The sequence below is a fragment of the Morganella sp. B601 genome (assembly GCF_051172335.1).
In the GTDB taxonomy this organism is placed as follows: domain Bacteria; phylum Pseudomonadota; class Gammaproteobacteria; order Enterobacterales; family Enterobacteriaceae; genus Morganella; species Morganella morganii.
In genome coordinates this window covers 592,095-606,166 of record NZ_JBPIZE010000001.1, presented here as the reverse complement: position 1 = coordinate 606,166, position 14,072 = coordinate 592,095, and the positions used below count along the sequence as shown (strand labels likewise).

The window sequence follows — 14,072 nt, the reverse complement described above, 5'->3', positions numbered from 1 at the left end:
TCCTTTTGTCAGTGCATTTTCCGGAGCCGGAACAGACACAAAGTCTATCACAGTTTCCCGCGCATCCGGAAAAATGCCGCAGAATGCCCTACTTTACCTTATCCCAGCGCACCAGACTTTCTGACAACACCGCCAGCAAAATTGCCACCAGCATGCCGTTCCCCAGCATCGGGCGCAGCAGCACCGGCAGGTCGCTGATAAAAACGGCAGGCGGATTGATCAGGAAAATACCGACAAACAGCGGGATCGCCAGCCGGTAAATATTACGGGCATTCAGGGAAATTTTATCCACGAAAGCCAGCGAGGAAAACATCAACGGCAGGTAAGTTGCCAGCATCACGGCACTGCCGATGGCGAGCGGCAATCCGCTGAAGAAAAGTGTCACCGGCGGGATCAGCCCCATCAGCAGAAACAGCACACTGCCGACCACCAGGGATGTCCGGCTGCTGTCATTGGTCTGGGTGATTAATCCCACCGAGGAGACAAACGGTGCAAACGGCACCACCGCCAGCGGCGCGGTAAGCAGCGTTACCGAGCCGGTGACAATAAAACTGCGCCGGAACAGGACGTTATTTTCCTGTAATTTATCCATGTAAAACACATCCGTCGAACGGATGGCACCGAAGGTATTACTGATATTCAGAAGCCCGGTCAGGATACAGGTAATAATCACGCCCCAGCGGAATTCAAACCCGTCAGTGCTGCCGAGCGGCAAAAATTCCCATGATGCGGATGCCACATCCCGTCCCGGCGGGGAAAACAGCAGTACGTAAGCTCCCCAGCCCAGCAACACACCTATCAGCAGCGCATATTTGGCCACGGATACCGGGGCATACACAATCACGCCCAGCACCAGGATCAGCGTTGCCAGCGCGAGAAAAAAGACCGGATAATTCACGGTGGCATCCGGCGGCATAATACCGAACGGCAGTCCCAGCATCCCTTTCAGGAAAATGGAAACCAGTTGCGCCCCTATCATAAACATAAACACCGCCATCACCGCCGGGTTAAAAATCCTGGCGATACGGGCTCCTGCGCCGGTAAAACCAATCACCAGCGTGATAAGTCCCGCACAGGCAATCCCGATAGCCAGGTTTGCGCCGGTCACGCCCGCAGAAGTGCCGAAAGAGGCTTCCGCCACCGCGATCCCCAGAATGGTGGCCCACCACAGGCCGGTCGGCCCTTCCATAATCGCACGCTGGTGGCCGGTAAACACTTGTACCAGACTGCCGAGCGCGGTGGCGATAAAACTGTATTGTGTGATAGTCAGTGTGGCGGCGTCAGAAAGATGAAACGCAGATTGCAGTGTCGGCGGGATCAGCACCGTATTGCAGAAAATAAAGAAATACCACTGAAAGCCGGACAGCCAGTGGCTTTTTTGCATTTTTATCATGGGGTAACGCCTTTTGGATGCAGTGTCAGATTTATTTTTAATATAGTGATAATGATCATACTATCAAAGAGAGATTATTTTGTGAGTTTTTCACTCAGAGAGGTCATGATGAAACCATCCGTTCTTGTTTACCGCGATATTCCTGACGATATCCTCACCCGTTTGTCCGCTGAATGTGATGTTCACCGCGTGGCTGAAATTGATCCGGACATTGACCCGTCAGTAAAACCGCTGCTGGCCGGGGCGGATGCTATCCTCGGCTCCGGCGGGAAAATTGATGCCCGTTTTCTGGCGATGGCCCCGAAACTGCGGGTGGCTTCCACCATTACCGTCGGTTATGACAATTTTGATGTCTCTGCCCTCAGTGCACGGAATGTGGTACTGATGCATACCCCGGATGTCCTGACCGAAACCGTTGCCGATGCCACGATGGCACTGGTGCTGGCGACCGCACGAAAAATGATCATCAGTTCAGAGCGGGTGAAACGCGGCGAGTGGACAGAAAGTATCACGCCCGACTGGTACGGCTGTGACGTCCACCATAAAACAATGGGAATAGCCGGAATGGGCCGCATCGGTGATGCACTGGCACGCCGGGCACACTGCGGATTCGGCATGAAAGTGCTCTACAATGCCCGCTCCCGCCATGAAAAAACCGAAAAAGCGTATCAGGCGGAATACCGTTCCCCGGATGCTCTGCTGGCAGAGTCAGATTTTGTCTGTATCACTCTGCCGCTGACGGCGGAAACCCGCCATTTATTCGGCCGCGAACAGTTTGAAAAAATGAAACGCAGTGCCATTCTGGTCAATATCGGGCGCGGTGCCGTGATCGACGAAGCCGCACTGGCACAGGCACTGAAAGATAAAACGATTCTCGCCGCCGGTCTGGATGTTTTTGAACAGGAGCCGCTGCCGCCGGATTCACCGCTGCTGTCGCTGGATAATGTGGTACTGATGCCGCATATCGGCTCCGCTACCCATGAAACCCGCTATGCGATGGCCGCCTGCGCCGCGGATAATGTTCTGCGTGCCCTGAAAGGGGATGTCAGTCAGAATTGTGTCAATCCGCAGGCTCAGCAACAGTAACTGTCCCGTCTGCACACAGCAGGTTATCTCTGACGGATAATCTGCTGCCCCTGCTATTTCCGCCCCTCCCGGATAAATATTAATTTCCATAATTATCAGATAAATACGATAGCATTCATCGCTGATATAGTTTGATCTGTAGCACACTATTCCGGCATACGGATATTCAGGAAAAATACAGGCGGTATGCGGTATACAGAGCCGCCTGTATTTTCCGTCAGAATGTAACGGAACGACCAATGCTGACCGGGTCACACCAGCGGGCTTTATACTCCCCGGACATCATGCCGTAAGAATAGGTCACCGGTGCAGGCAGTTCTGCTGTCAGGCAGAGATTGCGCCACATCAGCATCGTGCCGATGGAATATTTGCGTAAATTCATATCGTAGCCGATGTTCAGAAAATCAATAAATGTTCCCCGCTTTGACGGTGTGGAAAGCAATAACTGAATACCCACAGCTTTACCGTCAAAAAACGCAATTTCCCCGAAAAAGTTATTATAGAAATGATGAAAAAGTGCGCGGATAACCGGATTATTCTCCACCACATACCCCCGCCGGTCAGCATATAACCGGAAGTAGGTTTCAAATAAAAAATCCGGCCCGACGGTACTGACATTTTCAAATGTCCCGCCGTCGGCCATAAATTTACGGATCTCTTTTTTCCGGGTGGCTCTGGTTTTGGAAGAAAAAGCAGAAAGATCTTTTGAAACGGCCACATGACGCCGGGAAAACAGTGAAAATGAGCTGTTATAAAACTGACGGCATTCCGTACTCAGGGATTTGGTTTTAAACGGCAGAAAACATTTAACGTTTTTATTAAATGGCAGCAGGATGGAATAACGGGGGAAATACATCCATTTCAGACTGTTTTCCGGGTTTTTATCGTCATTTGCCAGCCAGCCGTTATCTGTGCAGACGGCACCTTCAATAACGCCTTTTTTTGTATAGGCATAAAAATCCGGTTCAACACCCTGCTCCATGGCGAACTTAATATAGTGCGGTGAGGTTTCCGCATTATAACCGAACTTTTCACAGCAGGCTTCATAGTCACTGAAGCTGCATTTTTCCCATCCCCGGAATTTCATCATACCCGCAGTGTTCTGACCATTAATGTAATTATGTCCGCTATTCTAATTAAACCGGGTGCAGGTGCAACTAATAACAGAACCACCGTGGCGGGTTCATCCCTGCCAAGGTGATTCTGTCAGAAGATAATAATCAGGTTGTCAGCCCGGCCCGGACGGACTGGGCGGGATCAATATGCGTCATCACACTCAGCACCTGCGGGTCACGGCGGATATTCATTTCCGCTGCAATAGCGATATCATGCCCTTCTTTGACCGTCAGATTTTCATCAATTTCAATATGGACATCCACCAGCAGATAATCGCCGGACTTACGGGTTTTCAGATCATGAACCCCTTCCACCCCCGGGGTATCCATCACAGACTGCGTGATTTTGGCGATGGTTTCTTCATCCGCACCGCGATCCATTAAATCCTGAAGTGATTGCAGGGTAAATTTCACCCCCATGCGCAGAATAAACAGCCCGACCACCAATGCCGCAATCGGGTCCAGGATTTTATATCCCATCAGACTGCCGGTAATACCGATGGCCACCACCAGTGATGATGCCGCATCCGAACGGGCATGCCAGGCATTGGCCTCCAGCATATTGGATTTCACTTTGCGCGCCACATGCAGCATATAGCGGAACAGGCCCTCTTTCGCCAGCAGTGCCAGCAGCGCGACATACAGCGCCAGCGAGTGCACTTCGGGAATCGTTTCCGGCGACATAATCCGTGAACCGGCGGTCCACAGCATACCGCAACTGACCACCAGCAGCAGCACGCCAAGAACCAGCGAGGCCACATTCTCATAGCGGAAATGGCCGTAGGGGTGTTCCTCATCCGGCGCTTTACGGCTGCCGCGATTGGCAATCAGCACCACAAAATCAGCGATAAGGTCAGACAATGTATGAATCCCGTCAGCAATCAGACCTTGTGAGTGCGAGAAAATACCCGCCACTATCTGCCATGCAGACAACAGGGTATTCACCCAGACACTGACCCAGGTACTTTTTTTCGCGGCCGCGAATTTTATCTCACGGCTGATATCCGCGCTGTTTTCTGCGGTTTCATCCGCCTGTGCAGGTATATTGGACATAATTTAATTCCACATTATTTTTGTGGTTAATACAAAGCAAATACTTGCTGTGGATCGTGATCATTATAGTTCAGCAAACGGATTAATGCCGTTCTTTCTGAACGGGAAATAAAGAATCACAATTAATAAGGTTAAATCAGAATATTAATTCAGCGTCTGCAGTATGCCACAATATTTTTTTCACGTCTCCAATTTTATGATTTTATTTGATTTTTATAACTGAGAATCATTATTCTTATCGCTTTTAAAACGGCTTCTTTCATTCCCCGTCACTGATGACGTTATCATTATTCTATTTAATTCATTCCCTCTTTTTTATTATTGTTAATAATAAAAATAAACGATAGTTATTTTCATTTCACAAATTAAATAAGCTGCCGTCATGATCACAGCACACGCTGTCATTTTTTGTCATAATGTAACTGATCTCAGTTAACAGGAGGCTGTATGTACAACACGATTCTGGTTCCGATTGATATTCTTGAAGATGACCTGACAGACAAAATGCTGCCCCATGTGGAAGCACTGGCGAAAATTGATAATCCGAAGATCCACTTCTTTACTGTTATCCCTAACGTGGAAATGTTCTTTGGAGTGGAATACGCCTCAATGCCGGTCAGTATGCGGGAATCCGGAGAGCGCATTGAACTGGCGCTTGCCGCACTGAAAGAAATTATTAAAGGAATTGCCGTGCCGGAAAGTCAGTACACCCTGCACGCGGCTATCGGATCAGCCAAAAACGAAATTCTCTCCTATGCCAAAGATATTAACGCCGACCTGATCCTGATGGGCTCTCACCGCCCGGGTGCGGCAACATTCCTGCTCGGCTCTACCGCAGCAACGATTGTCCGTCACGCCAAAACCTCGGTGATGGTTATCCGCTGATCCCGTCAGTCTGTTTATTCTGCCCCGCGTCACTGCGGGGCATGTTATTTCAGCTGCGTTTAAGCTTATCGGTATTTGCCAGATATAACGCCACAGTCAGCGCCAGTATTGACAGGGTATGCAGAAATGTCGCATTAGCATCTGAATGATCGACAATAATTAAGCGCACCATCGCCGTAATGCCGATGTAGATAAAATAGCGCAGCGGGAAATGATAGCCCGACGAAAAATATTTCACAATTAAGGCAATAAATTCAAAATAGAGGAAATAAGTCACGATACTGTCTAATAACAGATAGGTCGTTTTCTCCTGTCCGGAAAAGAGCAGATTAATCAGTGTCAGTGTTTCTTTTCCCATAAACACAATCAGCAGCACACCTAAAATCAGCAGCGCAATATTCAGAATCCATTGCAGAACGGTTGCTATCTGGCGGGATGGCTGAAATTCCATAATCAATAGCCTCAGTAATAAATGACAGTTACGCCTGTAAACAGTATGGGTTTAAGTGTACGACGAAATGATGACAGAACCGAATAAAAAAACACGGCAGGCGCCGTGTTTTATGTATCAGATATTAACGGATTATTTTGCCGGTGCATCCAGCAGTTGATTATCCGTACTCCAGATACGGTATTTTACTTCCACGTCTTTCGGGGCGTACACCACAACCGGCAGGCGGCTGTTGTAACGGACGAATGCTTCGTCACCCAGGTTAGCGCTGACAAACGCTTCGTGTTTTTCATTATTGAGGCAGCCCATCATCGTGGACATCGGCCCGGTTAAGTCACCGGCCTCATAATAGTCATAACCGAAACCATCAACAGTTTTCTGTGTCAGCTTACCGCCGAACCACTGGTGGTTACAGTCCACCACCTGTTTTTTACCGATCACCAGTTCAATTTTGTACTGCCCTTCATCGGCTTTCGGCTCTACAGCAATCACATGACGAACCTGATCTGACGCAGCCTGCGGGAAGTGTTTCAGCTCACTCATACCATTATCAGTTTTCATAATCTTCAGAGGTTCTGCTTTAACAGCCTCTGCTGTTTTTACCACCGTGAGTGGTGTCGCAGCAACGGTTTTTGCTTCTTCAGCATAAGCGCCTGCGGCGGCGAACATAGCCATAACAGGAAGGATCAATTTTTTCATTAAATAATTACCTTGTTTTTTATAAGTACATTTAATTATGAAATCGTCTCATAATCTTCATGCTGACAATTAAGAACATTATAATAATATTTAGTTCATCGCCAGACTAAAACACAGATTATTCTTATAAAATGGCGGATAATTTCAGCTAATTTGCTTCAACCAGTTTATTAAACCAATACTCCGGCCGGACACCATTGGCGCCATCAATAAATTATAATGCATTTATGCCATTCTGATCACGGATATAACGATACGGCCCATGCATTCCGGTGTACGTTTGTTATACTGAGAAAGCTGTATTCCCCGTCAAACAGGAGGTTCTATGCCACTTGATCAGCAAGCCCTTATAGCACAGCTTAAAGATTCAAATCCTCGTTTTGCCGCACTGTATCTGAAACATCATCAGTTAAATAATGAAATTGCCGAGCTTGAAGGCCCGAACGGCGCAGGCTATAACGACAATGTCGTCCGGCTGAAAAAAGAAAAACTGCACGTAAAAGATGAGATGCAGCGCATTTTAGCGGAGTGTCAGTAAGTTTCTCCCCTGTCAGATAACGCCCTTTTGCGGGCGTTATCTTATGTCTCCTTCCCTTTCGCACCATAATCTGACCTGACGCAATCTATTGCACATCAAAAGATGCATAATAATTACATCTTTATTATCCGGAGAGCGTTATTATGTCAGAGAAAGCCTCTGTCCATGGCCACGAGGTCATGAATATGATTATTGAAAGCGGGAAAAATTACACCACAGAATCACTTATCGCGGATATTCACGCCACGTTCGGCGAAGATACCCGTTTCCATACCTGCTCGGCAGAGAATATGGATGCAAAAGCGCTGGTCAGTTTTCTGGCGGCTCGCGGGAAGTTTACCGGTACTGAAGAGGGATTCAGCACATCGGCTGAAAAAATCTGCAATCACTGAACAGCGAAAAAAGACCGCTATCTCCCCTGAAGGCACAAAAACCGGGAGATAGCGTTTCCTGTAACAGGAAGAAAATCATGATTGCGCGTAGTCATCATCCATCCAGCTGTCATCTTCCCAGATGGTCTGAATGGTATCCATCAGCGACTGTTTATCGTCGGGGGATTTCACGCCGGAAATATTAATCGTGGTCTGGCTGCTTTGCGCAATACGGAACTGCATATCCGGATATAACGGCAGGATCCGGCGTTTTAACTGGACTTCAAGGGACTGAATAAGATGCGCAGGCACTGCATTTCGTTTATCTAACAGAATTTCAATACGCATGGTGTTGCTCTCCGTGAACTGTATGCATATACAGTATTTTATTTTTAAATAAAAAGAAAGCAAATTTTAAGCACAGTATTTAAATTTATGGGCTTTACTGCATGAAAGAGGAGTTTCCGATGGCCGGCAAACGTATTTTACGGGAAATCAAAACCGTTACCCGTATGGTGGAACTGTATGAACAGCGCCATCCGGCACCGGCAGATGCTCCGGAACATTACCGCGATCTGCTGGCGTATGCAGTGAAACGGCTGGAAAAATGCCGTTACGGTGAAGACAAACCGGCCTGCAAACAGTGCCCGGTGCACTGTTATCAGCCAAAACCACGGGAAGAGATGAAAGTGATTATGCGCTGGGCCGGGCCGCGTATGCTGTGGCATCATCCGATCCTGGCTGTCCGTCACCTTATTGATGACAAAAAGCCGGTGCCACCTCTGCCTCAGCGCCGCCGCACACCCCGCAATAATCAGGACTGACGCGCGCGGTAATCTGCCTGTGTGATCTTATACAGCACATGCGTCTGTAACGGATGCCCCTGTTCCAGTGACGGATGCAAAAACTCCCGCTGATACTGCATTCCCGTTTTCACCATCACTCGTTCAGAAGGCAGATTCACCTTCGCGGTAAACGCGACAATCTCCGGCATATTCAGCGTCATAAAGGCATGGTGCAGCACCGCATTTGCCGCTTCGGTTGCATAACCTTTACCGTGGAAGCGTTTCGCCAGACGCCAGCCGATTTCAGTACACGGACTGAAATCAAACGGTGCGGACGGGATATTAAGACCAACAAATCCGGTAAATTCCCCGCTGCTTTTTTCTTCTGCCACCCACAATCCGAATGCTTTCTGCCGTTCAAAACGACGGATAATTTCATCCGCCATCGCATCACTTTCTGCCGCGCTCAGGCAGGCCGGAAAAAAGCGCATAACATCCGGATCCGCATTCAGCGTGCGGAACGGTGCATAATCATCCGGTGTCCAGGGACGCAGGTGCAGACGCGGGGTATCAAGAGTAAGCATATAATCCTCCGGTTCATTCAGTCATGAAATATACCGGAGGAGTATAACGGATTTACGTGAGAGCGGCGCGGTTACACGCGCTTAAAGACAGACGGGACTTTCTGCGGCTCTTTGTTTTTTCCGTTACCATTCTGTGACGACGATTTCGGCGCGGATTCCTGTGACTTCTCCGCCGCTGCGTCTGCTTTTTCAGACTGTTTCAGCTCAGTCACCGCTGCCGGTTTATTATTTTCCGGGCGGGACTGCGGTGCCTGTGCTGCGGCAGCCGCTTTACCGGCAGGGGCATGCGGCTCTGACTGGCCGATAAAGGTACCGCCTTTGCGGATAGAGAAATTAGAGGCACGGCAGACGCCGTTAAGCTCGCCGTGCTCAAGAATTTCCAGCTGTTCGGTGGTACAGGTGCCGGTCAGTACGCCGTCAATCAGCAGGGTTTCGGCAAAAATATCCCCTTCCACCACACCGGACTGCATAATGCTGACCGAGCCGGAACGGGCTTTGATTTGTCCCTTTATTTTACCCCAGATTTGCAGATTACCGCTGATTTCAACATCACCGGTCAGGCGGGTCTCTTTGCTGATCACCGTCGGCTGGCGGGATTCAAGAGATGCCAGCGGGCGCTGTTTCTCTTCACCGCGTGCTGACAGCAACTGGGTAATTTCATTTGCCTGAGCACTGAGTTCAGCCGCTTTTCGTTCCTCTTCTTCTCTTTCTTCTCTGGTTTTTTGCAACGGTGCCGCAACCGGCTCCGTTTCAGGGATATCTGCTTGTTTTTTCTTACCGAACATGACGTTTTTCCTTTTCCTTTCCGGGAGAATCGTAATAGCACAGATAACGGCGGCGATACCTGTTAAATAAACAGGCCACGATGCGTGCCCGGCTATCACTGCATACAGTAACAATCCCCATAAAAACCAAAGGGATGTCAGCATAATATTAAGCATGGCAGACCTTTGTGATGGTATTTTTACGTTACGGAAGATACTTTTGCATATTGTACGCAGCCGCCGCACCGGTAAAGGGCGGATTAAGAGCAGTATCAGTATGTAATCAGGGAAATAGAGAAAGCGGTGACTATAGCCGGATACACTCCGTGTACCCTGTGACAGCATCCCTTCATTACAATCCGTCACCGCCCTCTCAGGTGTCTACCTTAACTGAAGAGGGCAGAATAAAAATATCACAATTACGTCAGGATTTTATCCCTCTCAAGCCCTTGTCGTCCCCCGGATTTTTCCGCCTTCTGCCGCTAAGCGGTATTGTGCCAGCGCTTCTGCCTCTTCAGGTTCATGCGTGACCAGAATCGTGGTGATCCCTTCTTCTTTCAGCAGATTAATCTGCGGCCATAACTGCCTGCGGGTCGCCCAATCCAGCCCGGAAAACGGTTCGTCGAGCAACAGCAGTGCCGGTGGTGAGATCAGTGCGCGGGCCAGTGCCACCCGCTGTTGTTCCCCGCCGGAAATCTGATGCGGAAAACGTGCCGCCAGATGTGCCACCTGCATTTTATCCAGCAGTGCCAGCGCCTGTGATTTATCGCGCTTTAACCCGGCGGCATACTGCGCCAGCCGTAAATTGCCCAGAACCGTCAGCCACGGAAACAGCCACAACCGCTGGTTAAGATAACGGCAGGGACGTTTCCAGACCGGCAGCGGATCCAGAGGGACATCTCCGAGCCGTATGGTGCCCTGATAAGGCAGATAACCGGCAATGCAGTTCAGTAATGTGGTTTTTCCGCTGCCGGAAGGGCCGCAGATCGCGGTACATTGTGCGCGCGGCAGTGTCAGCGAGAGATCCTGCAGGATCCCCGCACTCAGATGTTCAACGTGCAGCATGTGAAGGTTGCCTTTTCAGCCGGTGCAATGCGACCAGCAGAACAATCGCCAGAGCCATCAGGATCAGTGCGCAGCCGAGCGCGAGTGAAAAATCACCGCTGGCAATATTAAGATAAATCGCCATTGGCAGGGTTTCGGTTTTAAAGCGGGTGGCACCGGCCAGCATCAGTGTGGCACCGAACTCCCCCAGCGCCCGGGAGTAGGCGAGGATCCCGCCGCTCAGCAATCCCTGCAGACACAACGGAATTTCCGCCAGCAGCAGGGTTTTTCCGGGGGTCAGCCCGAGATTCATTGCTGTGCGGACATATGCCGGATCCACCGAGGCAAACGCCCCCTGCGCCGAACGGTACAGGACCGCTGACGCGACATAGGTCTGGGCGATAATCACACCCACCGGGGAAAACAGCCAGCGCCCCAACTGCGGGAAAATTCCGGCCAGCGGGCCCTGACTGCCAAGCAGCAGCAACAACCCGATACCAATCACCAGCGGCGGCGTGACCAGCGGGATATCAAACAGCGCATCCGTCACCCGCTTGCCGGGGAAATCCCCCCGCACCATCACCCAGGCTGCCGGTACCGCGATCAGAAATGCCAGCACCAGCGATGTCAGTGAGGTCGCCAGCGACATCAGCACCGCAAAATGAAATTCAGGGTCGGTAATCAGCTGAGTCAGCAATGCCGGCGTTACCTGAAACAGTAACGCCAGCAGAGACCCGGTAATCAGACACAACAACAGTAACAGGGGCACCAGCGCCCATTTCATCACCGGATACATCGGTAATACCGGAATCAGTGTGCATCAGCCGGTCTGACCGGCAGAAAACCATAATCGGTGAAGGCTTTGATCCCTTCCGGAGAGGAAAAATACTCCGCCAGTTGTTTTGCTTCTGCCGGGGATGCACTGGTGCTGAGTACCGCCAGCGTAGCCACCTCTTCCGGGCTGCCTTCCGGTGACGGCAGAATAATCAGTTTATCGCGGTTTTTCATGGCATCGGCGCGGCCGATAACCGCAGCATCCACCTCACCGTTAAGCAGATACATCGACAGGTGTTTAATCGTTGCCGCCCGGACAATAACTTTTTCCCGCAGTGCATCACCGTAACCGCTGGCATCCAGTAAAACTTCACCGCTGCGGCCCAGCGCAATGGCTTTCGGGTCCCCCATGCCGATACGCAGATTGCTTGCGGCAAGATCTGCAATGCTGTTAATTCCGTCTGCTTTATCTTTGCGTACCGCAATCACCGGAATATGCCGGACGATCGGATAACTGTCTGTCACCTGTTTTTCTTTCTGCAGCTTTTCCACATAATCCGCCGATCCCGGGAAAAACAGATCGCCCTGCTTTGTCAGTTCAAACCGGGTCAGGATCTGTCCGGAACCACCATATTCCACCGTTACCGTATTACCGGTCTCTTTTTCAAACTGACTGATCACCTTTTCGATCGGCGGGCGCAGACCGGCGCCGGCATACATATGTAACTCAGCGGCCACCGCAGCCGGTACGGAACAACAGAACAGTAATGCGGAGAGCATCAGACGACGGGACGACATAGTAACCTCACTCGTTATATATTTTTTTATATAATGATTAAAAACGGTGAGTGGTGCAAGGGACAGTCATCACGAAACGGCGTATCATCTGTCATGTCAGGTGGCGTTACCTGGCGCAAATAATCCATTACATAAATAATATAACAATTAACATTCACCCAAAAAATTCAAGTCAGCTATATGCAGCATAATAAAAACATAAAATTAAAAGTGATAACATCAATCATCATAACAGAAACAATCATTACATTTTTGCAGAGTAATATTCTGTCATTCGCCGGTAACAGCAGCATTAATTAATTTCCGCTCAATATATCCATCAATAAAACAGATTCAATGATAATGAACTGTATATACATCCCACCTATAAAAACACAACAACAACAAAACAGCATCATTTTAGAAACATAATTCATAATGACATTACTTGTTATTCAGTGAAGTTATTCACCATGTAAATAAAATAGCACCCAAACCAATAAATAAAGCCGTTAATGTCATAAAAACTAATGATCAAGTAGAAAAGTCCGACATTAGTTATATAATTATTTATATTGGATTGGTTAACACTGTCCCTGTTATTTAATTTACGAAAATTAAACCATATTGTTCACTCTGAGATGCCCATGAACTCATGTACTTTGACATCTGACAATAATAAAGAGATACAGTCTGTTATTGTTGAGCCCGATATTTTTAATATTACCGAACAACAGGAAAAAGGTCTTTACCTTCTGATGTCCGGAAAAATGAAATGGCAGGATTGCATAAACTCATACACACTTAATGATAATGAAGTTATTTTCTCTAATCAGGGAAGCTATGCATACCAGCATATTTCCGGTGAAATTAATTTATTATGGGTTCCGCTGAACAACCATTTTCTGCGTGATTTTCTTCACCGTTTCTCAGATACTCTCAGCCATCTTCACCGCGTTGCTGATCCGACATCCGGACTCATTTATTTCCCGCAGTCCGCCATGCTGAAAAACAGTATCAGCGGGTTTTATGATGCTTACTGTAATAATGCGCCATCACCGCTGATAAAGCTGAAGCTGGAGGAGTTATTACTAATTATCGTCCTGAGTGAAGAAGGCACACGTCTGATGTCGGTATTACGTCAGCTGAGTAACCGCCAGGCAGAACGTTTGCAGAGCTTCATGGAAAAGCACTATCTGAAGGACTGGAAGTTAAATGAATTTTCCAGAGAATTTGGTATGGGCCTGACAACATTCAAAGAGCTGTTCGGTTCGGTATACGGAACATCTCCGCGGGCATGGATAAGCGAACGGCGGTTATTATTCTCCCACCAGCTTCTGCTTAATACCCAGATGAGTATCGTTGATGTCTCAATGGAAGCAGGGTTCTCAAGTCAGTCGTATTTTACCCAGAGCTACCGTAAGCGTTTCGGATTTACGCCCAGTAAAGCCCGGGGTAATCATATAAACTGACGAATTGTGATAAAAACAGAAAACAAAAATAATACCGGAAAAAAACGGGTCTGTTAAGCTGCGTTCCTTTGCTTTACTTTTATTCATCAGAGGGATTCATGCTTAATAAAACAACTTATCATCTTTATCTGCCAGATGATCGAATATATAACTCAGAAGACACCTGTAAAGAGAATGATTTATTATCTGAATATCTTACACGTCAGCAGACAGATAATTTAAAAACAACTGATTGGTTCCTCCGCAGAAAGAAATGGAATATTCCTTTTCAGTACCGTGAC

At 48.5% G+C, this 14,072-nt stretch carries 17 protein-coding genes; 6 read left to right on the top strand and 11 right to left on the bottom strand.

Annotated elements, in window-relative coordinates:
- Positions 1–88: 88 nt before the first annotated feature.
- Complete coding sequence (locus ACSBQN_RS02750) at positions 89–1,393, bottom strand: uracil/xanthine transporter (RefSeq protein ID WP_024474913.1); 1,305 nt, start codon at positions 1,391–1,393, stop codon at positions 89–91.
- A gap of 108 nt (positions 1,394–1,501) precedes the next feature.
- Here ACSBQN_RS02750 and ghrB point away from each other — a divergent pair, with 108 nt between their 5' ends.
- Complete coding sequence (gene ghrB, locus ACSBQN_RS02745; RefSeq protein ID WP_024474912.1) at positions 1,502–2,479, top strand: glyoxylate/hydroxypyruvate reductase GhrB; 978 nt, start codon at positions 1,502–1,504, stop codon at positions 2,477–2,479.
- Between the two features lie 217 nt (positions 2,480–2,696).
- On the opposite strand, the gene ACSBQN_RS02740 is transcribed toward ghrB, so the two are convergent.
- On the bottom strand, positions 2,697–3,569 hold the full coding sequence (locus ACSBQN_RS02740; protein ID WP_024474911.1) for a GNAT family N-acetyltransferase: 873 nt from the start codon (positions 3,567–3,569) through the stop codon (positions 2,697–2,699).
- 130 nt (positions 3,570–3,699) lie between these two features.
- The gene (locus ACSBQN_RS02735) at positions 3,700–4,647 is read right to left on the bottom strand and encodes a cation diffusion facilitator family transporter (RefSeq protein WP_024474910.1); all 948 of its coding nucleotides are present in this window, start codon (positions 4,645–4,647) and stop codon (positions 3,700–3,702) included.
- Between the two features lie 447 nt (positions 4,648–5,094).
- Between ACSBQN_RS02735 and ACSBQN_RS02730 the strand changes: the two genes are divergently transcribed.
- Positions 5,095–5,532 carry a universal stress protein gene (locus tag ACSBQN_RS02730; RefSeq protein ID WP_004238583.1) on the top strand — a complete coding sequence of 146 codons (438 nt, stop codon included), beginning with the start codon at positions 5,095–5,097 and terminating at the stop codon, positions 5,530–5,532.
- A gap of 49 nt (positions 5,533–5,581) precedes the next feature.
- Here ACSBQN_RS02730 and psiE read toward each other — a convergent pair whose 3' ends face one another.
- Together psiE and eco are read right to left on the bottom strand one after the other, a co-directional pair.
- Positions 5,582–5,983: a phosphate-starvation-inducible protein PsiE gene (gene psiE / locus ACSBQN_RS02725; protein WP_036406149.1), complete on the bottom strand. Its 402-nt coding sequence runs from the start codon at positions 5,981–5,983 to the stop codon at positions 5,582–5,584.
- Positions 5,984–6,115: 132 nt separating this feature from the next.
- Positions 6,116–6,682, bottom strand: coding sequence for a serine protease inhibitor ecotin (eco, locus tag ACSBQN_RS02720; protein ID WP_024474908.1), 567 nt, complete (start codon positions 6,680–6,682; stop codon positions 6,116–6,118).
- Positions 6,683–7,007: 325 nt separating this feature from the next.
- Between eco and ACSBQN_RS02715 the strand changes: the two genes are divergently transcribed.
- Positions 7,008–7,220, top strand: a complete 213-nt coding sequence (locus ACSBQN_RS02715) for a DUF465 domain-containing protein (protein WP_024474907.1) — start codon at positions 7,008–7,010, stop codon at positions 7,218–7,220.
- Between the two features lie 143 nt (positions 7,221–7,363).
- Positions 7,364–7,612, top strand: coding sequence for a YecH family metal-binding protein (locus ACSBQN_RS02710; RefSeq protein WP_024474906.1), 249 nt, complete (start codon positions 7,364–7,366; stop codon positions 7,610–7,612).
- A 75-nt stretch (positions 7,613–7,687) separates the two neighbouring features.
- On the opposite strand, the gene ACSBQN_RS02705 is transcribed toward ACSBQN_RS02710, so the two are convergent.
- Positions 7,688–7,939: a DinI family protein gene (locus ACSBQN_RS02705; protein WP_024474905.1), complete on the bottom strand. Its 252-nt coding sequence runs from the start codon at positions 7,937–7,939 to the stop codon at positions 7,688–7,690.
- Positions 7,940–8,058: 119 nt separating this feature from the next.
- On the opposite strand from ACSBQN_RS02705, the gene ACSBQN_RS02700 reads away from it, so the two are divergent.
- Positions 8,059–8,415, top strand: a complete 357-nt coding sequence (locus tag ACSBQN_RS02700; protein WP_024474904.1) for a nitrous oxide-stimulated promoter family protein — start codon at positions 8,059–8,061, stop codon at positions 8,413–8,415.
- Here ACSBQN_RS02700 and ACSBQN_RS02695 read toward each other — a convergent pair.
- The 5 genes from ACSBQN_RS02695 to modA form a co-directional block, all read right to left on the bottom strand.
- Entirely contained in the window at positions 8,406–8,960 is a 555-nt protein-coding gene (locus ACSBQN_RS02695; RefSeq protein ID WP_024474903.1) for a GNAT family N-acetyltransferase, read from the bottom strand. The genes ACSBQN_RS02700 and ACSBQN_RS02695 overlap by 10 nt on opposite strands.
- Before the next feature lie 71 nt (positions 8,961–9,031).
- Positions 9,032–9,745, bottom strand: coding sequence for a bactofilin family protein (locus tag ACSBQN_RS02690; protein WP_052116572.1), 714 nt, complete (start codon positions 9,743–9,745; stop codon positions 9,032–9,034).
- A gap of 420 nt (positions 9,746–10,165) precedes the next feature.
- Entirely contained in the window at positions 10,166–10,789 is a 624-nt protein-coding gene (locus tag ACSBQN_RS02685; protein WP_214176887.1) for an ABC transporter ATP-binding protein, read from the bottom strand.
- On the bottom strand, positions 10,776–11,564 hold the full coding sequence (locus ACSBQN_RS02680; RefSeq protein WP_036406155.1) for an ABC transporter permease: 789 nt from the start codon (positions 11,562–11,564) through the stop codon (positions 10,776–10,778). Before ACSBQN_RS02680 ends, ACSBQN_RS02685 begins: the two co-directional genes overlap by 14 nt.
- Before the next feature lie 14 nt (positions 11,565–11,578).
- Entirely contained in the window at positions 11,579–12,340 is a 762-nt protein-coding gene (gene modA, locus ACSBQN_RS02675; protein ID WP_024474899.1) for a molybdate ABC transporter substrate-binding protein, read from the bottom strand.
- Between the two features lie 641 nt (positions 12,341–12,981).
- On the opposite strand from modA, the gene ACSBQN_RS02670 reads away from it, so the two are divergent.
- Positions 12,982–13,791 (top strand): helix-turn-helix transcriptional regulator, encoded by an 810-nt coding sequence (locus ACSBQN_RS02670; RefSeq protein WP_201894017.1) that lies wholly within the window; start codon positions 12,982–12,984, stop codon positions 13,789–13,791.
- Positions 13,792–14,072 lie beyond the last annotated feature (281 nt).